Raw genomic sequence first — 22,683 nt, 5'->3', positions numbered from 1 at the left:
GATTATCACATGCTCCAATCTACGTCGTGGTGTTATGAGTCGGGAGTCCATACGTTTCCGGTGTCACCGAACGGACCCACCGCCGCGAAAGGCGCACCAACCATGAACACCAGCACCGCATTGATCACCGGATCCTCCAGCGGCATCGGCCTCGACATAGCCCGCGCCTTCCTGGCGAGCGGCGCCAACGTCGTCCTCAACGGCCGGGATCCCGAACGCCTCGCGAAGGCGGCGGCCGGCCTCGGCCGGCCGGAACGGACCGCCTGGGTCGCGGGCGCCATCGCCGAGCCGGAGACCGGCGAGTCCCTCGTCCGCACCGCGCTCGCCCGCTTCGGCCGGATCGACGTCCTGGTCAACAACGCGGGGACCTTCGCCCCCAAGCCCTTCACCGAAGTCACCGAGGAGGAGCTCGACGGCTTCCTGACCGGCAACCTCAAGGGCACCTACCTCACCACCCAGGCCGTGGTGCGGGCACTGCGCGCCCAGGGCGAGGGCGGCAGCATCGTCAACATCGGCACCGTCCTGGTGGACCACGGACTGGCCGGCTTCCCGGCCTCCGCGCCGGTGGTCAGCAAGGCCGGGGTGCACGGGCTGACCACGAGCCTGTCCGCCGAGCTCGCGGCCGACGGGATCCGGGTCAACCTCGTCGCGGCCGGGATCGTCCGCACGCCGCTGCACGCGGGCTCCGACGTGGACTCCTTCGGCGCCCTCGCCCTGCTGGACCGGGTCGGCGAGGTCTCGGAGGTCTCCGAGGCGGTGCTCTACCTCGCGGGCGCCACGTTCGTCACCGGCCACGCCCTGCGCGTGGACGGCGGTCACGTCACCGGCCGCGCCTGACATCCCGCTCCCCCGCCGACCGGGAACCTCAGCGGCCGCCGCCGGCCGGGTGTTCCGGCTCGTAGTTCGTCAGCACGCAGCCGTCGACCTGCGACCGCTCCAGCCGGTACCCGGCCGGGGCGGAGAAGCCCGGGACGCAGTTCAGGGCGAGGAACTGCGCCTGGTACAGGCCGTCGCGAACGGCGGGATCGATCGACTCCACCGCGACGTTCTCGCCGACGAGCAGCCGGCTCGCGGTGGCCCTGAGCTTCCCGCCGTCCTGGAGGGCGGCCAGTTGGGCGGCCTTCGCCCTGGTCTGGAGCTTCTTCATGTCGCCGACCGTGTCGAGCCAGTTGAGGTCGTGGGCGCGCTGCCCACCCGCCGGCACCCCGCACAGACCCCGTCCGGTGACGCCCCAGGCCCGGGGGTCGCCCTTGACCACCGGCTCGTAGTCGATCGACTCGACGGCCGCGTCCGCGGGCGCCGTGGTGAAGTGCGAGCAGTCCATGCCGGCGCCCACCAGGGTCTTGAGCTCGGCCATGCTCCCGGGCCGCGGCAGTCCGAGGCTGCCGCGGGCCGGCTGCCCCGGCTTCTCCCCGGCCGGGTCCTGCGGGGTCGCCGGGTTCGGACTCCCCGAGCCGTCCGGGCTGTTGACGAAGTCGCTGAGGACGCAGCCCTCGACCAGCGCCTTCTCCTTCTTGTACCCCTCGGGTACGGCGAAGGTCGGGTTGCAGGTCAGTATCCGCAGGTCGGACCGGCCGAGCGCGAGGGCCGACTTGGTCTGCGTCGGGGTGACCACGTACCCCTTGCCGACGAGCACCCGGCTGTCGAGGCCGGAGGCGCCGTCGCCGCCCTTGATCGCGTCCATGACCTTCTGCTTGTACCGCTCCTGGAACTCCTTCATGTCGGAGACCACGTAGAAGACGAGTTCACCGTGCACGGGGCGGTCACTGCACACGCCCCGCCGGGTCACGGACCACTGTCCGACGCGGGTGAACCCGGTCGACGGCAGCCGGGGGTCGTCCGGTTCGCCGCTGAGGTCCTCGCAGGAGGTGAACTGCCTCACGTACTGCTGCGCTTCGATGACCGAGCCGCCGGCGGACGGCCCGGCGGCGGACGGGGAGGCGCTCGCACCCGCGCGGCCGGCGGGCGGCGCGGGGTCGCCCTTGCAGGCGGCGAGGGCGGGGAGGGCGATGAGGGCGGCGGTCGCGGCAAGGGTCCGCTGGAGGCGCATGGGGGTACTTTCGGCCGAACGGCAGGTCAGAGGGTGGCGTGAACATGCCGAACACCCCCGGCCGAGTGATCCGCACCGGCGGTGACCGGGCGTCAGGGATAAAGGATCTTGCCGTACGGCAAACGGCCGATTACCGCACCTCGAGAATTGCGGCAGCCTTTCCGTAGAACGCTTGACCAGGCGTCATGTCTCGGTTGCCAATAAGGTGTGGACGAGTAAAGTCCACGCTTGACACCAGCGGCGACCGCTGGTGTCGCTCCCCTGCCCATTTCGCATGGCCTCCCCGAGGACGGTGTCGTGAACACTTCCGCAACCCCCGCGACCAGCACGGTCAAGACCCCCCGGGTCCCGCTCGACCGGATCGACGTCCGCAGCGCGTCGGCGGCCGCGGTGCTCGGCCGCGTCCTGCCCTCGGAAAACGGCCGTCACGTTCAGGCACCGATCTTCAACTCTGCGCTCTGACACCGGAGCACGCGCTCTAGACTGGTGGAATGACCGGCCTGATCGCTTTTCGCGAGATCGTCCTCAAGGTTCACAGCAGATGCGATCTCGCTTGTGATCATTGCTACGTCTACGAACACGCTGATCAGAGCTGGCGAGCCCGGCCGAAAGTGATCTCCCCCGAGGTCATTTCGCAGACCGCGTCGCGGCTCGCCGAACATGCCCGTGACCATGCAATCCCCTCCGTCACGGTGATTCTCCACGGAGGGGAACCCCTGTTGGCGGGCACGGCCCGACTACGCCTCGTGTGCGAGGAGTTCACCCGCGCACTCGCCGGAACCGCCGCACTCGACCTGCGGATCCACACCAACGGGCTGCAGCTGGGCCGCCGTTGCCTCGACCTCTTCGCCGAGTACGGCGTCCGCGTCGGCATCTCCCTCGACGGGGACCGCGCCGCCAACGACCGGCACCGCCGGTTCGCCGACGGGCGCACCAGCCACCCCCTGGTCCTCGCCGCCGTCGCACTGCTCCGTTCGGAGCCCTACCGCCATCTCTACCAGGGCCTGCTCTGCACCGTCGACGTGGCCAACGACCCCGTCGCCGTGCTGGACGCCCTCGTGGAACTGCGACCCCCGCGCGTGGACTTCCTGCTGCCCCATGCCACCTGGGAGACCCCGCCGGTCCGCCCGGACGGCGCCCCCGACGCGTACGCCCGCTGGCTGCTGCGGGTCTTCGACCACTGGGAGGGGCTCGGGCGGCCGGTCTCCGTACGGCTCTTCGAGTCCCTGCTGTCCACCCTGCGCGGCGGCCCGAGCCTGACCGAGTCCCTGGGCCTCGCGCCGACCGACCTGGTCGTCGTCGAGACGGACGGGACCCTGGAGCAGGTCGACTCCCTCAAGAGCGCCTACGAGGGCGCCGCCGCCACCGGCTTCGACGTCTTCCGCCACTCCCTCGACCAGGTCGCCGCCCACCCCGGGATGCGGGCCCGGCAGCTGGGCCTGGCCGGTGTCAGTGCCACGTGCCGCCGCTGCCCCGTCGTACGTTCGTGCGGCGGCGGTCTCTACACCCACCGCTACCGGGCCGACCCGGACGGCGGCGGGAACTTCGATCATCCCTCCGTGTACTGCACCGACCTGCGCGAGCTGGTGGACGGGGTCGAGGGCCGCACCGCCGCCCGGGAGACCGCGCCGGAACTCACCGACCCGGCCGAACTGGCCCGTTCCCAGGAGCAGCTGACCCGGGTCCTGCTCGCCCGGCTGAACGCCGACCGTACGGGTGATCCCGACTGGGCCCGGTCCTGGGAGCTGCTGGCCTCCGTGGAGCGCGCCGGGGACGCGGGCGCGGCCGCGCTGGCGGCCGTACTGGACCACCCGTTCACCCGCACCTGGGTCCTGGAGGCCCTGGACGCCGGGCGTGAGGGGCGCCCCGACGGGCCCGGCGCGGCGCGCAGGCTGGCCGCGCTGGCCGCCGCCGCCGTGCTGCGGGGCGGGCTCGACCTGCCGGCCGAGGTGCCCTACCGGGACGGCGAGCTGTACCTGCCGACGCTCGGGCTGCTGCGGCTGGGCGAGCCGGGCACCCGGGGGCGGGCCGCGCTGCGGGCCGCCGGGACGGGGTACGCGGTGCGCGACGGCCGCGCCGAGCACCGCTTCGGTCCGGCGGCGGGGGACGCGCGGTGGCTGCCCGTACGGAGCTGGTCGCCGCCCGGGCCGGACACCGCCCCGGTGGCGCTGGAGGACCTCGACCCGTACCGCAACTGCTTCGCCCGCCCGCCCAGGCTGCGGCTGGGGGCCGGGGAGGCCGAGGAGTGGCGGGGCAGGCTCGACGCGGCCTGGGCGCTGCTGCACGCCGCCGTCCCGGAGTTCGCCCGGGCCGCCGCGGCGGGTCTGACGACACTGACCCCGCTCGCGGGCGGCCCGCGGGCGCACGGCTGGGGCGAGGCCGGGCGGCACGGACCCGGGGCGCTCGGGGTGCCGTACGGCGCCGGGGTCCGGGAGACGGCCCTGGCGCTGCTGACCGGCCGGCGCCGGGCGCGGCTGCGGGCGCTGACCGAGGTGGCCGACCTGTACGCGCTGGACGGGGAGTGGCAGCACCCCTCGCCGTGGCGGGAGCGCCCGGTCCCGGTGTCCCGGCTGCTGGCCGACGTACACGAGCGGGTGGCGGTGGAGGCGTACCGGCGGGCGACCGCGGCACCCGAACCGGGGGCGGCCGACCGGATCCAGCGGGCCCTGGACCGGCTGGCCGGTGCGGCCGAGCTGACCATCACCGGCAAACGGCTGGTGGCGGAGCTGCGGTGGGAGTCGAAGGCGGTCGACGCGTGACGTCCCCGGCCGGCCCGGATGCGTTGGCGCTGGCCCGGGAGTTGTGCCTGCTCGGGGTGCGCCCGGGGGCGCCGCTGCTGGTGCACGCCGCGCTCGGCGGCACCGGCCTGCGGACCGGACCGCTGCGCGACGCCCTGACGGGTGTGCTGGGCCGGGACGGCACCTTGGTGGTGCCCGCGTTCACCTCGGAGAACTCCCTCACCTCCACGGCGCACCTGGAGCGGATCGCGGGCCTTTCGGAGCCGCAGGTGCGGGAGTTCCGGGCCCGGATGCCCGCGTTCGACCCGCGGCGGACCCCGAGCCGGGGCGTGGGGCGTTTCGCCGAGGCCGTCCGCACCACCCCCGGCGCGGCGCGCAGCGCGCATCCGCAGACCTCGTTCGCGGCGCTGGGAAAGGACGCGCGGCGGCTGTGCTCCGGCCACCGCCTCGAATGCCACCTGGGTGAGGAGTCGCCCCTGGGAAAAATGTGCTGGGAGGGCGGCCAGGTACTCATGATCAACGTGGGATTTTCGGCCTGCACCGCATTCCACCTGGCGGAGTACCGAATTCCGAAGCCCCCCTTGCGCATGTACGACTGTGTGGTGAAGGTGAACCTTCCGGGGGGACGGCAGGGGGAGGAGTGGACGACGTACGAGGACGTCGCACTGGACGACAGTGATTTCGCGGAGATCGGCGACGCGTTCCCGCATTCACGGTTGCGCAGGGGGCGGCTGGGAGGGGCAGCGGCCGTGCTCTTCTCGATTTCCGATGCCGTTGGTCACGCAATCGACTGGATGACCGAAAACAGACGCTGATTGACTGAACGATGAGGGGATGTGGCGAAGCAGCTCCGGAATGATGTTTCTTCGCTCGCATCTTCGGGACGGGGGTCGTGTGCCCGCATCAGTGCAGCCGTACTTCTTTCTCAGTTATGCGCATACGCCGAGGTTCGGGGCCGGGGGTCCCGACCCCGACATGTGGGTCGAACGGCTCTTCCGTGACCTCTGCAACCACGTCATGGCGCTGACTGATCTGCCCGCCGGTTCGGAGGCCGGCTTCATGGACCGCGAGATACGCAGCGGCGAGGGCTGGTCGGAACGGCTCGCGGCGGCGCTCGCCACCTGCCGGGTCTTCGTGCCGCTGTTCTCGCCGCGCTACTTCGCCAGCGAGATGTGCGGCAAGGAGTGGTTCGCCTTCGCGCAGCGCGCGATCCAGCACGGGGCCCGCCACAACGAGCCGCCGCCCGAGGCCATCGTGCCGGCCCTGTGGGTCCCGGTGCCCGCCACCCACATGCCGGGCCCCGCCTCGCGGTTGCAGTTCAACCACAACACCTTCGGCGAGCGCTACGTCACCGACGGCCTGTACGGCCTGATCAAACTCCGCGGCTACGCCGAGCAGTACGAGGCGGCCGTGTACGAACTCGCCAAGCGCATCGTGCACGTCGCCGAGAGCGTACGCATCGACCCGATCAAGCCGCTGGACTACCGGGTGGTGCCGAGCGCCTTCGGCAGCAACGGCGGCAACCCCGCCCGCACCCTGCACATCACGGTGGCGGCCGCCACCCGGCACGACCTTCCCGAGGGCCGCAGCCCCGAGTACTACGGGGACAGTGCGCTGGAGTGGAACCCGTACCACCCGGGGGCGCAGCGGCCCATCGCCTACGTGGCCGAGGACGTGATCCGCAACCTCAACTACCAGACGAGCCTCGGCTCGTTCGACGACGAGGCGGGGCACTTCGACAGCAAGCAGCCGCCGACCCGTCCGGAGATCCTGATCGTCGACCGCTGGGCGGTGGAGGACGAGTCGCGCCGCCAGCGCCTGGCCGCCTTCGACCAGGAACACCGGCCGTGGATCAACGTGGTCGTGCCCTGGAACCGGTACGACCACCAGAGCCGGGCGAAGGAGGGCGAGCTGGCGGACCGGCTGGAGGGGACGATGCCCGTCAAGATGAGCCAGGGCCGGGCCGCCTGCCGGGCCGCCGCGAACGGCGTCGCCAACATGGAGATGCTCGGGCAGATCCTGCCCCAGGTGGTCGAGGCCGCCGCCCAGCAGTTCCTCAGACACGCCCAGGTCTACCCGCCCGCGGGCGGCACCCACACCGAACGGCCGCGGCTGGTCGGGCCGATGGGGATGGACGAGCCGCCCCCGCCGCTGCCGCCGCGCGTTCCCTTTCCGCCCGACACCGAGGCGGGCGGTGACGCACCGCGCGGGACCGACACCAACGACGTCAGCGACACAGAGCGGGGGGACACGGATGACAGCCGGTCGTGACAGCCGTGGCGGACGCATCGTCACCTTCTATTCCTACAAGGGCGGTACGGGCCGCACCATGGCGCTGGCGAACACCGCCTGGATCCTGGCGGCCAACGGCAAGCGGGTGCTGGCCGTTGACTGGGACCTGGAGGCGCCGGGTCTGCACCGCTTCTTCCACCCCTTCCTGGATCCCTCCACGCTCGGGGCGACCACCGGGGTCATCGACCTGATCAGCGAGTACGCCTGGGCCGCGACCAGCCCGGTGCAGCGCGCCGACGACTGGCACAAGGACTACGCGCGGATCCAGCCGCACGCGGTCTCCCTCACCCCGGAGACGCTGGGCTGGGAGTTCCCCGACGGCGGCACCCTCGACTTCGTCTCGGCGGGCCGGCAGAACCGCGAGTACTCGGCGACCGTGTCCACCTTCGACTGGGACAACTTCTACGACCGCCTCGGCGGCGGCCTCTTCTTCGACGCGCTGCGCGCCGACATGAAGAAGAACTACGACTACGTGCTGATCGACAGCCGCACCGGCCTGTCCGACATCGCCGACATCTGCACCGTGCACCTGCCGGACGTCCTGGTCGACTGCTTCACCCTCTCCGACCAGTCCATCGACGGCGCCGCCTCCGTGGCCCGGCAGATCGACGAGCGGTTCAACGACCGCGGCATCAAGATCTACCCGGTGCCGATGCGCATCGACGAGGGCGAGAAGGAGAAGGCCGACGCGGGCCGGGCACTGGCGCGGATCAAGTTCGACCGTTTCCCGGGCGGCCTCGTCGGTGACGACCTGACCTCCTACTGGGGCGCGGTGGAGATCCCGTACCGGCCCTACTACGCCTACGAGGAGACCCTGGCCACCTTCGGCGACGAGGCCGGGCTGACCAACTCCCTGCTTTCGGCGTTCGAGCGGCTCACCGCCGTGGTCACCGAGGGCGAGATCACCTCCATGCCGGCCATCGCGGAAGACGTCCGGATGCGGATCCGGGACGCCTTCACCCGGCGCCGCCCGGCCCTGCCCGCCGACCTGTTCCTCTGCTACGTCGCCGAGAACCGGATGTGGGCCGACTGGATCGAGTCGGTGCTCACCCGGGCCGGCTTCCGCGTGGTGCCCAAGGACGTCTCGGCGGAAGCGGCGCCCGCGCCGACCGGCGGGGACACCCTCGGCGGATCGGGCATCAGCGTCGACAACGCCGCCCGCACGGTCGTGCTGCTCTCCAGCGCCTTCCTCAAGTCCGCCCGCGCCGTCGAGGTGTGGAACCGGGCCGCCGCCGAGGACCCGACGGGGGGCCGGCGCCAGCTGGTGCCGTTGCGGGTGGGCGACGTACGGCTCGCGACGCCGTACATCGACCGCAACCCGGTGGACCTCTTCCGCCTCGACGAGGTGCACGCGACCACCGCCCTGCTGCGCGCGGTGGAGCGGCCCATGGCCCTGAACGACACGGTCAACAGCGCCTCTCAGCCAGGCCCCCGGTTCCCGGGGACCGTGCCCAAGATCTGGAACGCACCGCCCCGCAACACCGGTTTCACCGGGCGCAGCATCGTGCTGGAGCGGATGCGCAACCAGCTCGGCGGCGGCATGGCCGTGGTGCTGCCGCAGCCGCAGACCCTGTACGGGCTCGGCGGCGTCGGCAAGACCCAGGTGGCCCTGGAGTACGTCCACCGGTTCATGGCGGACTACGACCTGGTCTGGTGGATCTCCTCGGAACAGACCGACGACGTGGTCGCGGCCCTCGCGGAGCTGGCCGTCCGGCTGGGCGCCCAGACGGGCGAGGACATGGCGGCCGCCTCCCAGGAGGCGATCGACCTGCTGCGGCGCGGTGTGCCCACCTCGCGCTGGCTGCTGGTCTTCGACAACGCCGACGACCCCGAGACGCTCAAGCGGTTCTTCCCGCCGGGCGGCCCGGGGCACGTACTGGTCACCTCCCGCAACCAGTCCTGGTCGCAGTACGGTGACGCGCTGCCGGTGGACGTGTTCCTGCGCGAGGAGTCCGTCGAGCACCTCCAGCGGCGGGCCCCCGGCCTCTCCCAGGAGGACGCCGAGCAGGTGGCCATAGCGGTGGGTGACCTGCCGCTCGCCGTCGAGCAGGCGGGTGCCTGGATCGCGGAGACCGCCACGCCCGTGTCCGCGTACCTGGAGCAGCTGGCCCAGCAGGCCGCGAGCGTGCTGGGGCTGAACCAGCCGGCCGGCTATCCGGAACCGGTCGCCGCGACCTGGAACGTCTCCATCGAGCGGCTCCAGCAGCGCTCCCCGGCCGCGGTGCGGCTGTTGCAGCTGTGCGCCTTCTTCGCGCCGGAGCCGATATCCGCGAACCTCCTCTACAGCAAGGAGATGATCAACGCCCTCAAGCCGTACGACTCCTCGCTCCAGGAGAAGCTGATGCTGGGCCGGGTGATCCGGGAGATCGGCCGGTTCGCGATGGCCAAGGTCGACCAGGTCGGCAACAGCATCCAGGTGCACCGCCTCGTCCAGGCCGTGATCCGGGCGCAGTTGTCGGAGGAGGAGCAGCGCGAGGCCCGGCACGCCGTGCACCGGATCCTGGCGGGCGCCCGGCCCGATGACGACGAGCCCATAGACAATCCGGCCACCTGGCCCCGGTTCAACACCATCTGGCCGCACCTGACGCCCTCCGAGGCCCGGTTCTGCAAGGAGCCGGAGACCCGCCGGCTGCTGATCGACCGGGTGCGCTACCTGTGGAAGCGCGGTGACTTCAAGGCCGCGTACCAGCTCGGCGAAGAACTGCGCGAGGTGTGGAAGGAGATGCTGGGCGACAGTGACCTGCAGTACCTGTACCTGCGCTTCCACCTGTCGAACATCCTGCGTTCGCAGGGCCGGTTCGTGGAGGCGAAGGAGCTGGACGAGGTCACCCTGGACCGGCAGCGGACCTCGCTCGGCCCCTCGCACCCGCACACGTACATGACCACCAGCGGGCTGGCGATGGACCTGGGGGCGCTCGGCCGCTACGGCGAGGCGATGGAGCTGGCGACGGCCGCGCACGAGGGTTTCGGGCAGATCTTCCACGAGGCGCACCCGCGCACCCTGGCCGCCGCCAACAACCTGGCCCTGAACCTGCGCATGGTCGGCCAGTACTCCCGGGCCCGGGAGATCGACCAGGAGGTGTTCGACCGGCGTACGGAGGTACTGGGCCCGGACCACCCGTACACCCTGTCCTCGGCCCAGAACCTGGCCCGGGACCTGCGCGAGGTGGGCCGGTACGACGATTCGGTGCAGTTGCTGAGCCGGACCTACGACATCTACAAGCGGACGCTCGGCCGGGCCTTCCCCGGCACCCTGTCCGCGGCGAAGAACCTGGCGGTGTCGCTGCGCCGGGCGGGCGACCTGGAGGACGCGCTGCGGCTGACGACCGCGACCCGCAACCGCTACCGCGCCAAGTACACCTCGGTCAACCCGGACCTGCTGGCCTGCGAGCTGAACCTGGCGGCGGACCTGTTCGCGACCGGCGACCCGGGCGCGGCCCGCGACCTGGCGCAGGAGGTGGTGGACGAGTACGTGAAGGTGCCGGGCGAGCGGCACCCGTACACCCTGGCGGCCGTCAACAACCTGGCGGTGTTCCACTGGGGCACGGGCGCCGCGGACACGGCGGAGCCGATGCTGCGCCTGACGATCCGGCACATGCGCGAGGTACTGGGCGACAACCACCCGCACACCGTCTTCGGCCACCTGAACCTCGCCAACGCCCTCGCCGACCTCGGTGACCCGGAGGGCGCGCTGGAACTGGAGCGGCTGGTGGTGCTGCGGCTGCGCGAGGCGCTGGGGGCGCACCACCCGGAGACCCTGGCGGCCGCCTCCAACATGGCGGTCAGCCTGGACATGATGGGCCGCAAGGAGGAGGCGGCCCGGGTCCGGACGGAGACCGTGGGCGAGCTGACGCGGCTGCTCGGCGAGGACCACGGCCTGACCCGTTACGCCCGCGACGAGCGACGCGTCCACCGCGACCTGGAGCCCCTCGCCGTGTGATCCGGCGCGGGGCGGCGCCCGCACGGGCCGCCCCGCGCACCTACAGCAGACCTGGGGGGTTCGCTGTGAGCGACAGCATGACTTTCCGGAACGAGGACCTGCCGGCCCTCTTCCACCACACCGACCAGGCGGCGATCTCCCGGCAGCGGGAGTCCACCCGGGCCACGCGCAGGCAGCTGATGCTGCTGGTCGCGGCCGCGGGGGCCGCCGCCCTGCCCGCCGCGCCCGCGGCGGGCTCGCTGCACCTGTTCGGCGCGCTGAGCGCGCTGGCCTACGCCGGCGTGCTGGCGGTGGGCGTACGGGCGACCCGGCGCCGGGCCCGGCCGCAGTGGCAGCTCAACCGGAGCGCGGCGGAGTTCATCAAGTCCCTGGCCTGGCGGTACGCGGTGCACGGGGCGCCGTTCGGCAGTGAGGTCAGCGCCCCCGAGGCGACGTACCGGACCCGGCTGGAGGCCGGGCTGGACGAGCTGCGCAAGATGGGCTGGGAGGACCCCCGGGCGGCGGGGCTGGTGCCGGAGGGCGGGGAGATCACCGGGGCGATGCAGCGGCTGCGGGGGCAGGACTACCAGCTGCGCCGGGAGACGTACGTACGGGACCGGCTGATCGAGCAGCGCAACTGGTACCAGCGCAAGACGGAGGTGTCCCGGCGGGCGACGGCGCTGTGGTCGTGGACGATCGTGCTGCTGACCTGCGTGGCCCTGCTGTTCGCGGTGCTCGGCGCGTTCGGCTCGGGGCCCGGTCCGGCGCTGACTGCGCTGCTGAGCGCGGCCGCGGCGGCGGCGATCGCCTGGAACGAGGTGCGGCGCCACCATCCGCTGATCGAGGCGCACACGCTGATCGAGCAGGACCTGTCGGCGATGATGGTGGTGATGCAGACGACGATCACCGAGTCGCAGTGGCCGTCCGCGGTGTACGAGACGGAGCGGTACGTCTCTCCGCAGCACACGGACTGGCTGGCCCGGCACAGCAGTTGACCACGGCCCGCGGGCGGGGCGCGGCTCAGTCGCGGGTCACGCCCTCGCGCCAGATGACGGTGACGGGCTTGCCGAGCGCCCGGGCGTAGGCGACGATCTCGCCGGTGCCACCGTGCCCGCGGGCCGGCAGCCCGTCCCAGACGGCGACCAGGCGGTCGCAGGACTCGGCGATGTAGGTGCCGGCGGCGTAGTACGCCTCGTCGGTGGAGCGGGCGAAGCCCATCCGCACCTCCTGGGCGGCCCGGTGCCTGAGCTGCCGGTAGCGGGCCAGGGCCGCGGCGTCCGCGAAATCGTGCTCGTAGTCCTCGCTGGGGATCACCACGGTGAGGTCGGCGCCGCATTCCAGGGCGATGCCGGCGAACAGCTGGTCCGCGCCCTCCGCGAGGCTGGAGAGCACCTCCAACGGCCCCTGACGGCCGCACAGTACGCCCCGCAGGCCCTGCCTGACGTGTCCGAGCGCCTCGACGGGAATCGACCGGTGTCCGGTCACCCCGATGCGTTTCATACGGAAACCTGCCTCCCCCCGGAAACACGCACGCCCTGGACATCCTCCCAGAAGGCGGGAGGACGTCCAGGGGGCCGGAGGCCGGGTGGCTCAGTACACGCTGACGCCGTAGGCGTTGAGGGCTTCGACGACGGGCTGGAAGAAGGTGGTCCCGCCCGAGGAGCAGTTCCCGCTGCCGCCGGAGGTGAGACCGACCGCGCGGCTGCCGGAGTAGAGCGGGCCGCCGCTGTCCCCGGGCTCGGCGCAGACGTTGGTCTTGATCATGCCGTAGACGATGTCGCCGTTGCCGTAGTTGACGGTGGCGTTGAGGCCGGTGACGGTGCCGCCGTGGATGCCGGTGGTGGAGCCGCGCCGGGTGACGGACATGCCGGTGGTGGCGTCGACGGCGCTGGTGATGTCCTGGCTGCCGACGGTGCCGGGCGGGACGGGCGAGTTGCTGGCGTACTTGATCAGGCCGTAGTCATTGGTCGGGAAACTGGATCCCACGGTGGATCCGATGGTGCTGGTGTGCGAGGAGTTGGTCCACCAGGTGCCCGCGCCGTCGGTGCAGTGCCCGGCGGTGAGGATGTAGTAGTTGGACCCGCTCCTGACGTTGAAGCCGAGCGAGCAGCGCCAGCTCGACGCGTAGATGGCGTCGCCGCCGGAGAGCAGCTTCCTCAGCTTGCCCGCGGTGCGCTCGATCCGCAGGGCGGCCGCGTCGGCCCCGGCCTCGCGGCGGATCCTGGCGATGTCGGCCGCCGTGACGGTGGAGTCGGCGGTGACCACGACGGTTCCGCTGGCGGGGTCGGTGTTCCAGGCGGTGCCGGCGACGTCGGCCCGCAGGACGGAGGCTTCGGCCGAGGCCAGCCGGGCGGCACTGAAGCCGCTGTCCTTGGTGTCCGCGCTGGCGGCGGCGGGCAGCGCGAGCGCGGCGACGGCAGCCGCGCCGACGGCCGCCGCGAGCAGCCTGGTACGGGTGATCTTGGTCCTCACTTCGTCCTCCCGGTAAGGGATCGGGGCCCGGCGGCTGTGGGGGTGCCGGTGCCTGTGCGGGACCGGCCGGGGGCAGCGGGTGGGTTCGCCGTGCCCCTGACAAGTCCCTTGAGAGACGCTGACGGGAGTGTCCTGGCGTCAGATTGCTGGAGCAAGGGCGGGTTTCGGCCTTCGCTCACCCGCCGCGACCGCGAACGGCAGGGTGTTGCCCGGCGGCGGGAAGGGGCAGATGAAGTGATCGGCGAAGGCACACGGCGGAAGCAGAGCCCGGTTGAAATCGACGGTCACCGACCGGTCCGCAGCGGGGGCTCCGGGCCTCAGGAAACGGAAACGGTAACTGGAGTCGCCGCTCGTGGAGTCGCCGAACACCGCCCAGAGGCCGCCGTCCTTGCGGTCCACCGCGACCTGGAGGGTGTGCTCCACACCTCCGTGCACGAAGCTCAGCTCGCCGCCGAGGCCGAGCCCCCGGGTCCGCCCGTCGACGTTCTCGACCTGGACGGTCTGGTCCTCGCCATAGGGGCGGAAGTGGCCCGCGAGCACGAAGTCGGGATCGTAGGGCCCCGCCTCGATACCGCCGAAGGCACGGCGGGCCGCGGCGGCCGGGTCGTAGACGCGGACCGCCCACTCCCCCTCCCGCCGGATCACCATGAGGCGTACGTCCCCTGCGGCGACCCGCGCGTGCCCGGCCGGGCCGTCGTCGGCGGCGAGTACGGCGTCACCCGTGAAGGCTGCGCCGTCGAGGCTGAGGCCGTCCCCGGGTCCGGCGGTCACCGCCACCCCGCCGCCGGTGGCGCGCCAGCGTCCCGGAACGGCCGGAATTCGACCGTCCGGGTGGTCGGCGAGCCAGTGCGTACCGATCAGGGAGAGTGGTCCGTAAGGGGCGGACACGGTGGCCAGGCGGCGCTCGTGCCATTGCTTCCAGGCGGTGTCCGGGTCGTCCGCTGCGTAACCGCCCGCTTCGTGATCGCTCATGGCCCTCAGCCCTTCCACACGGGCGCTGGGGAGAACCTCCCGGTACTCCGTCCGGGGCTGCGGGTCACCTGACAGGCGGTCAGCAGCCGTCGCAGGGGCAGCAGCAGTCGCACCCGTCACAGCCGCCGCAGTCGCACCCCCCGCAGTCGCCGCAGTCGCAGTCGTCGCACCACGCGTCGCGCTTCTTGCGCGACCATGGGCCCTCGTGATCGGTGCAGCACAGCCGGCACGTACAGAACAGCCCCACGGCCACCGCGCACCCCGCGAGCAGCCCGCGCCGCGGCTTCTGCGGGGGCAGCCCGCCCCCGCCGCCACCCCAGCCGGGGCCGCCCGGGCCGCCCGGGCCCATCGGCGGGGGCGTCCCCGGCCCGGCCGGCGGGTACGGGGCGTACGGGCCGCCGCTCCCGTACGGCGTCCCGCCCGCGCCCGGGCCCCCGTACCCCTGCGGCGCGGCCCCGAAGCCGCCCTGCCCCGCGGAGTTCACACCGGTGTGGGCGCAGCCGCCGGTCCCGAAGGCGCGGTCCACGGAGGTGCGCAGTTCGTGCACGAGCAGCCGGTGGGCGAGGCCCGCGTCGGTGAACTCCACCTCGCGCAGGGCGAGCCGGATGCCGTGAAGGGCGTCGTCGCACAGCCGCCGGGCCTCGGTGAGGGAGGTGCCGGTGGCCGTGAGGGGGTTCCAGGCGCCCGCCGCGGCGTCGGCGGCCCGGTCCTCCACGGCGTCCAGCAGGTGCGCGAGCCGCCCGAAGCAGCGGCCCGCCTCGGCGAGCGCCGCGGCGTTGCCTGGCCGTCCGGCGAGGATCGCGGTATGCGCGAAGGCCGCCGCGGTCGCGGTCTCCGTCGGCTCGGTGACCACCAGCACGGGCGTGCCGGGCCCGGCCAGGGCCTCGATGCCGCCCTGCCGGTCCACGGCGTCGACGAGCACCGCCGTGTCGAAGCCGAGCGAGGCCCCGGTACGGGCGCCGGCCCGGTCCCAGCCCCGGGCGACCTTGCGGGCGGCGGCCGCGAGCGGGGCCCGCGCCAACAGCCCGTCCCGGTCGGCGACGTGGTCCCGGACCTTCGCCGAGGCCAGCACCAGGGAGACGGCGGCGGCGAGGCGGGCACCCTCCCCGTCGGCCACCGAGGCGGTCCGCATCCCGCGCAGTGGACACGGCCCGGCGGTGCGCCGCGAGCCGGCGGCCGGAGCGGACTGAGCCTCCGTCAGAACGGAGACGAGCAGCCCGTCGTAGTTGGTGACGATCCTGGCGAACTGGCCGTGGTCCCCGCGAAGTGCCAGGCACAGCCCGCACAGATGGGCCGTCCACTCGGCTTTGAACCGCTCCCCCAGCCGGTGCGTGCAAGGTCTGACGATGCCGAACAAGTGCGCTTCCCCCGTGTCATACGCGTGCCTGGCGGGCATGGTACCCAGCCCGGTCGTTCACCCGTACGCCCGCAGGGCTCACCCGGACGGCGTCCGCAGTCGTATTTTCACTCAGTCAGCAGCGGCAGGCGCTCGGAACCTTGACGGTGCAACGGATGTTCTGCACCAGTACCGTCACGAAACCCGTGCGCGCCGACTATCCACTTGGCGCGTTGTCAGCATCATGGACGACCATAGGGGCAGCGGAAGAGAAGACAACTGACCGCGGTGAAAGGAGGCGTCCATGGGTTCGGTGCGCAAGGCGAGTGCCTGGTTGGGTCTCGTGGAGGACAACGACGACGAGCGGTACTACGACGACGACTACGCGGAGGCCGTGGAGCGCCAGCACGGCGGCTCGGTGTCCGGCCCCGGGGACCAGTGGGTCACCGACCCGCGCGTCAAGGTGGCCTCGGAGTCCGCGGTCGAGCACGGCCGGCGGATCGCGACCGTGACCCCCGACGGCTTCCGTGACGCGCGTGGAATCGGCGAGCTGTTCCGCGAGGGCGTCCCGGTGATCGTGAACCTGTCGTCCATGGAGCCGGCCGACGCGAAGCGCGTGGTCGACTTCGCCGCCGGTCTGACCTTCGGGCTCCGCGGCTCGATCGAGCGGGTGGCGACCAGGGTCTTCCTGCTGACCCCGGCCGACACCCAGATCGTCAGCGGCGAAGCGGGCGGCCGTGCCCGCGACTTCTTCAACCAGAGCTGAGCAGGGCCCATAGGGGGTGTCTGACGGATCATGGCCGGGCCCGGCCCGCCTGGCACCGCGGCTTGCCGCGTTGTCGTCGGTCGCCAATGCTCCGCAGTGACTCCCTCCTCCGCCTTGCAATCCACGGCACCAGCCGACCCGCGCTATCCGACCCTGACCCGTCAGACACCCCCTACCGGAAGGCGTCGAGCCCGGTGAGCGCCTTGCCCAGCACCAACTGGTGCATCTCGACGGTTCCCTCGTAGGTGAGGACCGATTCGAGGTTGGTGGCGTGCCGCATGACGGGGTATTCGAGCGAGATCCCGTTGGCGCCCAGGATGGTCCGCGCGGTGCGGCAGATCTCGATGGCCTCGCGGACGTTGTTGAGCTTGCCGAAGCTGATCTGCTCCGGCCGCAGAGTGCCCGCGTCCATGCGCCGGCCCAGGTGGTGGGCGAGCAGGATGCCCTTGTGGAGTTCCAGCGCCATGTCCGCGAGCTTGGCCTGGGTCAGCTGGAAGCCACCGATCGGCTTGCCGAACTGCTCCCGCGTCTTCGCGTAGTCGAGCGCGGCCTCGAAACTGGCGCGCGCCGCACCCATGGCACCCCAGACGATCCCGTACCGCGCGTGGCTGAGGCAGCCCAGCGGCCCCTTGAGCCCGGTGACGCCGGGAAGCACCGCGTCCGCGGGCAGCCGTACGTCGTCCAGCACCAGCTCGCTGGTGACCGACGCGCGCAGCGACCACTTGTGCTTGATCTCCGGTGCGGCGAAACCGGGGCTGTCGGTGGGGACCGCGAAGCCGCGGATCCCCTCGTCCGTCTGCGCCCACACCACCGCGACGGCCGCGACGCTGCCGTTGGTGATCCACATCTTGCGGCCGTTCAGCACCCAGTCGGTGCCGTCGCGCTTCGCGCAGGTGCGCATCGCCGCCGGGTCGGAGCCGACGTCGGGCTCGGTCAGCCCGAAGCAGCCGATCAGTTCGCCGGCCGCCATGCCGGGGAGCCAGCGCTGCTTCTGCTCCTCTGAGCCGTACTTCCAGATCGCGTACATGGCGAGGGAGCCCTGTACGGAGACCAGCGAGCGGATCCCGGAGTCGGCGGCCTCCAGCTCCATGCAGGCGAGCCCGTACTGAACGGCGCTGGCCCCGGCGCACCCGTAGCCCCGCAGGGACATCCCGAGCGCGCCGATCCCTCCGAGCTCCCGGGCCAGCTCCCGGATCCCGGGCAGCTCGCCGCGCTCGTACCAGTCGGCGATCTCCGGCAGCACCCGGTCCGCGGCCCAGCGGCGCACGGCGTCGCGGATGGCGAGGTCCTCGGGGCTCAGCAGATCGTCGAGCCCGAGCGGATCGGTGGGTACGAAGGACACGTGGCCTCCCGGCGGCCTTGGGAAGAAACCTAGCGCCGCAAGTTTCTCCCCGGGGCGCCCGCTTTTCCAGCCCCCACCGGAGCCGGCCGTCGCGGGGCCGGGCTCAGGCCCGGCGCGCCGCCGTGTCGCACTCCGGCTGCGCGCCGGCCGGCCGGCCCTGCGCCGGCAGCCGCAGCGCCTCCGCCGACGGCTCGCCGCACTCCATCACCCGGGGCAGCTTCAGCGCCATCACCGCCCCCGCGAACAGCAGTCCCGCGCTCACCACCAGCGTCACGTGCAGCCCGTGCACGAAGGAGTGCCGGGCCGCCGCGTGCAGCGACTCCCCCGCCGCGCCGCCTAGGCGGGCCGCGATCTGGTACGCCTCACCCAGCGAATGCGCCGCGTTCGCCGAGTCGGTGCCCGACACCCCCGGTACGTGGGCCAGCCCCGGCGCGTACGCCGCGTTCATCACGCTCCCCAGCAGCGCGATGCCCATGCCCGCGCCGAGCTGGTACGAGGTCTCCCCTATCGAGGCCGCCCCGCCCGCCTTGGCCGCCGGCACCTCGCTGAGCATGGACTCGTACGCCGCGAACAGCGTCGTCTGGAGCCCGAAGCCGAGCAGCACGAACCCCACGGTCAGCAGCACCGGCCGGTCCTGCTGACCCATCAGCGTCAGCAGCAGCACCGCGCAGGCGGTCAGCACGAAGCCCAGCGAGACCATCGTGCGCGGCCCGATCCGCTGGAGGGTGTACGAGCCGGTCGCGCCCGCGGCCATGGCCGCGAAGGTCAGCGGCAGCAGCCGCAGGCCCGTCCGGAGCGGGCTCAGGTGGAGCACCAGCTGGAGGTACTGGACGGCGATCAGCTCCAGGCCTACCAGCGCCAGCATGGCCAGCACGATGCAGCCGACGGACGTCGAGAAGGCGGCGCGGGAGAACATCCGCATGTCGATCAGCGGGTGCTTCCGCCGCTTCTGGCGCCGCACGAACAGCACGAGCAGCGCCACGCCGAGCGCCAGCGGCAGCAGCGCCTGCGCGTCGGCGAGGTCCCGCTCCGCGCCGAGCCGCTTGACCCCGAGCACCGCCCCGAGCACACCGCCGACCGCCATCAGCGCGCCCAGTACGTCCCACGGCCCGTCGGCGGAGCCCTTCGACTCCGGCAGCAGCCAGCGGCCCACTGGAAGGATCAGCGCCATCAGCGGGATGTTGATGAGGAAGACCGAACCCCACCAGAAGTGCTGCACGAGGAACCCGCCGAGCACCGGCCCGCTCGCCGCCCCGATCGCGGCGACGGCGGTCCATATCCCGATGGCGAGCGCCCGCTCGCGCCGGTCGGGGAAGACCTGGCGCAGGATCGACAGGGTGGCGGGCATGATCATCGCCCCGCCGACACCGAGCAGGGCGCGCGCGGCGATCAGCACCTGCGCGTTGTCGGCGAGGGCGGCGATCGCGGAGGCGACGCCGAAGAGTCCGTAGCCGAACAGGAGTATCCGGCGGCGCCCGACCCGGTCGCCGAGGGTTCCGAAGAGGATCAGCAGCGCCGCGCACACCAGTGGGTAGGCGTCGACGATCCACAGGAGTTCCATCGCCCCGGGGCGCAGGTCCTCGGTGACCGAGGGGACGGCGACGTGCAGGATGGTCGCGTCGAGCGCGACCAGTACGAGGCTCACGCACAGCACGCCCAGCACCAGCCAGCGGTTGGTCCCGCCGGAGCAGGCGCTGATCCGTTGCCAGGGGGACGCGGGGGAAACCGGAGAGCGCTCACCGTCGCCGGTCGTGTTCGTCCCCGACATGCATGTACCTCCCAGATGATCCCTCGCACTCGGCGGACCAGCGTCTTGTGGAGCCGCGGAGGGTGGTGCGCTTGCGGCGTCCTGCGGGGTCCGGCATCGACTCGCGCGAGTGAAGGGTCAGCGTACGCGAGTTCGTCTGTCCGACACGTGGTCAAGCTCTCATCGTGGTGACGGCCCCCGTGTGGCGTGTGCCACTCCCCCTTTCCCCCTCACTGCACGCACGGCGGCCGCCCGTGGTTCCGGTCCGTGGCCCGGGAACGGCGGCGTCGATAATCGTGCCCGTGAAAGATTTCGTATTGCGTCGGGCCGCGCCCGCGCTGATCGTCTTCGCGGCGATTCGGCTGCTCGGGCTGGCCGCGCTCGCCGGGTGGGGGGCGGCGGCCGGCAGCAGCCCGCACACCTTGCTCTCGGCGCGCTGGGATTCGCTCTGGTACGCCCGCATCGCCGCCGAGGGCTACGGGTACGAGGTGGTCCTGCCGAACGGCGCCGTCCATTCCAACCTGGCGTTCTTCCCGCTGCTGCCCTGGCTGGAGCGGCTCGTCGCCGCGCCCACCGGGCTGTCGTACGGCTCCGCGGGCCTGGTGGTGTCGGTGGTCGCGGGGTTCGCGGCGGCCTGGGGCGTCTTCGCCGTCGCCTGCCTCCTCCACGGCCGCCGGGCCGCGGTGATGGCCGTGGCGCTCTGGGCGGCGCTGCCCGTCGCCGTCGTGCAGTCCATGGCGTACAGCGAGTCGCTGTTCACCGCGCTGGCCGCCTGGGCGCTGTACGGGGTGCTGCGCGGGCGGTGGCTGACGGCGGGCCTGCTCGCGGCCGGGGCGGGGCTGACCCGCCCGGTCGGCGCTGCCGTGGTCGCGGCGGTGTGGGTGGCGGTCGTACTGGCCTGGCGGCGCGGGGAGCGGTCCTGGCGGATGGCGGCGGGAGCGCTGCTGGCCCCGACGGGCGCGGCGGCGTACGTCCTGTGGGTCGGCGCCCGCACGGGCACCGGGCTGCTCGGCTACCTGGACGTACAGGCCGGCTGGGGCAACGGCTTCGACGGCGGCTGGGCCTTCGCCCGGTTCATCGGGGGCCGCCTGGCGTCGCCGGCCTTCGCGGCCGGGGTGGGGCTGATCGCCGGGGTCGTGCTGGTGCTGTGGCTGTACGGGCTGTGCGTGCGCCGGCGCCAGCCCGCGGCGCTGCTGGTGTACTGCGGGATCGTGGTGGCGCTGGCGCTGTGCGCGTCCGGGTACTTCGGCTCCAAGCCCCGGCTGCTGCTGCCCGCCTTCCCCCTGCTGCTGCCCGTCGCGGTGGCGCTGGCGAAGTGGCGGACGGGGCGGGCGGCCGCCGTCCTCGGGGCGCTGGCCGTGGTGTCGGCGGTGTACGGGGCCTTCTGGCTGAACGGGTCGGGGCCCCCGTAAGCGCCGGGCGCCGGCGGGGTGATCACGGAATGGATCATTCCGATCCATGTTTGAGCAAAGTGATTGGGCGGCGGCAATAACCGGCGAGTAAGTGTGCGGACAATTGCCGCGCGGGAGTTCCAACCGCAGTCGAAATAACGGGAATTAAGGCCCGCGTGAGACCAACTCCACATCACATGGTCATCACAAAGCCCGCGTTTCGCCCGGGCCGCCCTTCGGCGCGCGGTAACGTCGATTGAGTGCGTACCGACCAAATGCTGACCCGTCTGGAGCGGGTCTTCGCCCGGCTGGACCGGGAACCAGAGCGACCGGCCCATCTGCAAACTCCGCGGATGAGCCGGCACCGCGTCGTGCTCCTGGCATCGACACTCGTCTTCTACATCGCGATCGTGGTGGCGGTGCTGACCACGTCCTGGCTGGTCCGGCTGGACTGGCAGATCATGTTCTTCCGGCCCTACGAGCAGTGGCCGCAGCTGCACGCCTTCCTCGACTACCTCGTGGTCCTGGGCCAGCGCGGGCCCACCGCCGTCATGGTCGCGGCCTGGCTGGGCTGGCGCTCCTGGCGCCAGCACACGCTCCGCCCGCTGATCACCCTCGGGGTCGCACTGCTGCTGCTGAACATCACCGTGGGCTCCGTGAAGCTCGGCCTGGGGCGGCTCGGTCCGCACTACGCCACCCAGATCGGCTCCGCCGAGCTCTTCGCCGGCGGCGATATATTCCCTTCCGGCCACACCGCCAACGCCGTCGTCACCTGGGGAATCCTGGCTTACCTGGCCTCCACCGTGGTCACCCGCCGGGTGCTGTCCCTGGTGTCGGCCGTCGTCTCGCTGAGCGTCGGCGCCACCACCGTGTACCTCGGCACCCACTGGGTCAGCGACGTACTGCTCGGCTGGTCCGCCGGCCTGCTGGTGCTGCTCGCCCTGCCGTGGTTCGAGCCGCTGATCGCCCGCTCCGAGGCGTACGTCTTCGAGGTGCGGGAGCGGCTGCGCAGCCGCCTGGAGGAGGGGCAGGTCTCCGAGCCGGTCGCCGCCGCGCTCGTCCCGCTGGTCTCCGCGGGCGGCAAGTGGCAGCTGCGGCGCACCGCCGAGACGGCGGCCGGGGCCGGCCCGTCGGGCGGCCACGCCGCCGCCGCGCGGCCCGTCCCGCACGCCGCCGCCCGGCCGCACGCCATCCGGTCCGAGCGCACCCCGGTCACCCCGGTAGGCAGCCGCCGTCCGGCGCACACCGAGCGGGCCGGCGCCCGGAGCACCGCGGCCCGCCCGGTCGCGGGCGGCTGAGCCGCCCGGGCCGCCCGGGCCCCCGCGGGACGGTACGCACAGCCACCCCGCACCACGGCACCGCGACGGCGGGCCGGTTCACCGAACCGGCCCGCCGTTGTCGTTGATATGCCCAGTGCGTCAGCGCAACGCCCGGACGTTCCTCCGTACCGGGTCACGCTTGTGTCACGGATTGTCGACAGTTCCTTGCCGACGCCGCTTGGGCCCGGCACCTCTTCCGGGACCGGAAATGCGTGGGTCCGCAAGGCGATTCCCGCGTGTTCGGAAGACGCTTTTGGAATTCCTCCACCGTCCGCCGGATCCGGCACAATCCCGGTCGGGAATTCCGCCGCGCAGCCGCGGCTGAGCCCCCCTCAGTTT

The 22,683-nt window shown here is 72.4% G+C and carries 17 protein-coding genes; 10 read left to right on the top strand and 7 right to left on the bottom strand.

Going from position 1 to position 22,683, the window contains the following annotated elements:
* Positions 1 to 102 precede the first annotated feature (102 nt).
* Positions 103 to 837 (top strand): SDR family NAD(P)-dependent oxidoreductase, encoded by a 735-nt coding sequence (locus ACWGH1_RS15465; RefSeq protein WP_453408720.1) that lies wholly within the window; start codon positions 103 to 105, stop codon positions 835 to 837.
* Positions 838 to 865: 28 nt separating this feature from the next.
* On the opposite strand, the gene ACWGH1_RS15460 is transcribed toward ACWGH1_RS15465, so the two are convergent.
* The gene (locus tag ACWGH1_RS15460) at positions 866 to 2,050 is read right to left on the bottom strand and encodes a hypothetical protein (RefSeq protein WP_453353757.1); all 1,185 of its coding nucleotides are present in this window, start codon (positions 2,048 to 2,050) and stop codon (positions 866 to 868) included.
* Positions 2,051 to 2,347: 297 nt separating this feature from the next.
* Between ACWGH1_RS15460 and fxsA the strand changes: the two genes are divergently transcribed.
* The 6 genes from fxsA (at position 2,348) to ACWGH1_RS15430 (ending at position 11,994) form a co-directional block, all read left to right on the top strand.
* Positions 2,348 to 2,512 carry an FxSxx-COOH cyclophane-containing RiPP peptide gene (gene fxsA / locus ACWGH1_RS15455; protein WP_453353758.1) on the top strand — a complete coding sequence of 55 codons (165 nt, stop codon included), beginning with the start codon at positions 2,348 to 2,350 and terminating at the stop codon, positions 2,510 to 2,512.
* Between the two features lie 29 nt (positions 2,513 to 2,541).
* The gene (fxsBH, locus tag ACWGH1_RS15450) at positions 2,542 to 4,809 is read left to right on the top strand and encodes a radical SAM/SPASM protein FxsBH, inactivated beta-hydroxylase extension form (protein ID WP_453353759.1); all 2,268 of its coding nucleotides are present in this window, start codon (positions 2,542 to 2,544) and stop codon (positions 4,807 to 4,809) included.
* Positions 4,806 to 5,603 carry an aminoglycoside N(3)-acetyltransferase gene (locus ACWGH1_RS15445; protein ID WP_453353760.1) on the top strand — a complete coding sequence of 266 codons (798 nt, stop codon included), beginning with the start codon at positions 4,806 to 4,808 and terminating at the stop codon, positions 5,601 to 5,603. Before fxsBH ends, ACWGH1_RS15445 begins: the two co-directional genes overlap by 4 nt.
* Positions 5,604 to 5,646: 43 nt before the next feature.
* Positions 5,647 to 7,059 (top strand): TIR-like protein FxsC, encoded by a 1,413-nt coding sequence (locus ACWGH1_RS15440; protein ID WP_453353762.1) that lies wholly within the window; start codon positions 5,647 to 5,649, stop codon positions 7,057 to 7,059.
* Positions 7,043 to 11,020 carry an FxSxx-COOH system tetratricopeptide repeat protein gene (gene fxsT, locus ACWGH1_RS15435; protein ID WP_453408719.1) on the top strand — a complete coding sequence of 1,326 codons (3,978 nt, stop codon included), beginning with the start codon at positions 7,043 to 7,045 and terminating at the stop codon, positions 11,018 to 11,020. The genes ACWGH1_RS15440 and fxsT overlap by 17 nt, the downstream gene beginning before the upstream one ends.
* A 77-nt stretch (positions 11,021 to 11,097) precedes the next feature.
* Positions 11,098 to 11,994, top strand: a complete 897-nt coding sequence (locus ACWGH1_RS15430; protein WP_453355136.1) for a DUF4231 domain-containing protein — start codon at positions 11,098 to 11,100, stop codon at positions 11,992 to 11,994.
* A gap of 25 nt (positions 11,995 to 12,019) precedes the next feature.
* Here the strand turns inward: ACWGH1_RS15430 and ACWGH1_RS15425 are convergent, their stop codons facing one another.
* The 4 genes from ACWGH1_RS15425 to ACWGH1_RS15410 all read right to left on the bottom strand — a co-directional run bounded on the left by ACWGH1_RS15425 (position 12,020) and on the right by ACWGH1_RS15410 (position 15,800).
* Positions 12,020 to 12,499, bottom strand: coding sequence for a hypothetical protein (locus ACWGH1_RS15425; RefSeq protein WP_453355137.1), 480 nt, complete (start codon positions 12,497 to 12,499; stop codon positions 12,020 to 12,022).
* A 90-nt stretch (positions 12,500 to 12,589) separates the two neighbouring features.
* Positions 12,590 to 13,471, bottom strand: coding sequence for a S1 family peptidase (locus ACWGH1_RS15420; protein ID WP_453355138.1), 882 nt, complete (start codon positions 13,469 to 13,471; stop codon positions 12,590 to 12,592).
* A gap of 138 nt (positions 13,472 to 13,609) precedes the next feature.
* Positions 13,610 to 14,443, bottom strand: coding sequence for a DUF1684 domain-containing protein (locus tag ACWGH1_RS15415; RefSeq protein WP_453355139.1), 834 nt, complete (start codon positions 14,441 to 14,443; stop codon positions 13,610 to 13,612).
* Between the two features lie 79 nt (positions 14,444 to 14,522).
* Positions 14,523 to 15,800: a DUF5685 family protein gene (locus tag ACWGH1_RS15410; RefSeq protein ID WP_453355140.1), complete on the bottom strand. Its 1,278-nt coding sequence runs from the start codon at positions 15,798 to 15,800 to the stop codon at positions 14,523 to 14,525.
* 283 nt (positions 15,801 to 16,083) lie between these two features.
* Here ACWGH1_RS15410 and ACWGH1_RS15405 point away from each other — a divergent pair, with 283 nt between their 5' ends.
* Positions 16,084 to 16,545, top strand: a complete 462-nt coding sequence (locus ACWGH1_RS15405) for a cell division protein SepF (protein WP_453355141.1) — start codon at positions 16,084 to 16,086, stop codon at positions 16,543 to 16,545.
* Positions 16,546 to 16,717: 172 nt separating this feature from the next.
* Here ACWGH1_RS15405 and ACWGH1_RS15400 read toward each other — a convergent pair whose 3' ends face one another.
* Entirely contained in the window at positions 16,718 to 17,887 is a 1,170-nt protein-coding gene (locus ACWGH1_RS15400) for an acyl-CoA dehydrogenase family protein (protein ID WP_453355142.1), read from the bottom strand.
* A 103-nt stretch (positions 17,888 to 17,990) separates the two neighbouring features.
* Positions 17,991 to 19,655, bottom strand: a complete 1,665-nt coding sequence (locus ACWGH1_RS15395) for an MFS transporter (RefSeq protein WP_453408718.1) — start codon at positions 19,653 to 19,655, stop codon at positions 17,991 to 17,993.
* Positions 19,656 to 19,936: 281 nt separating this feature from the next.
* Here ACWGH1_RS15395 and ACWGH1_RS15390 point away from each other — a divergent pair, with 281 nt between their 5' ends.
* Positions 19,937 to 21,046: a mannosyltransferase family protein gene (locus tag ACWGH1_RS15390; protein WP_453356467.1), complete on the top strand. Its 1,110-nt coding sequence runs from the start codon at positions 19,937 to 19,939 to the stop codon at positions 21,044 to 21,046.
* A gap of 239 nt (positions 21,047 to 21,285) precedes the next feature.
* Positions 21,286 to 22,323 (top strand): phosphatase PAP2 family protein, encoded by a 1,038-nt coding sequence (locus tag ACWGH1_RS15385; protein ID WP_453408717.1) that lies wholly within the window; start codon positions 21,286 to 21,288, stop codon positions 22,321 to 22,323.
* The last annotated feature ends 360 nt before the right edge of the window (positions 22,324 to 22,683 follow it).

This window comes from Streptomyces sp. NPDC054883 (assembly GCF_053610645.1).
This window is presented reverse-complemented; position numbering and strand designations above follow the sequence as displayed.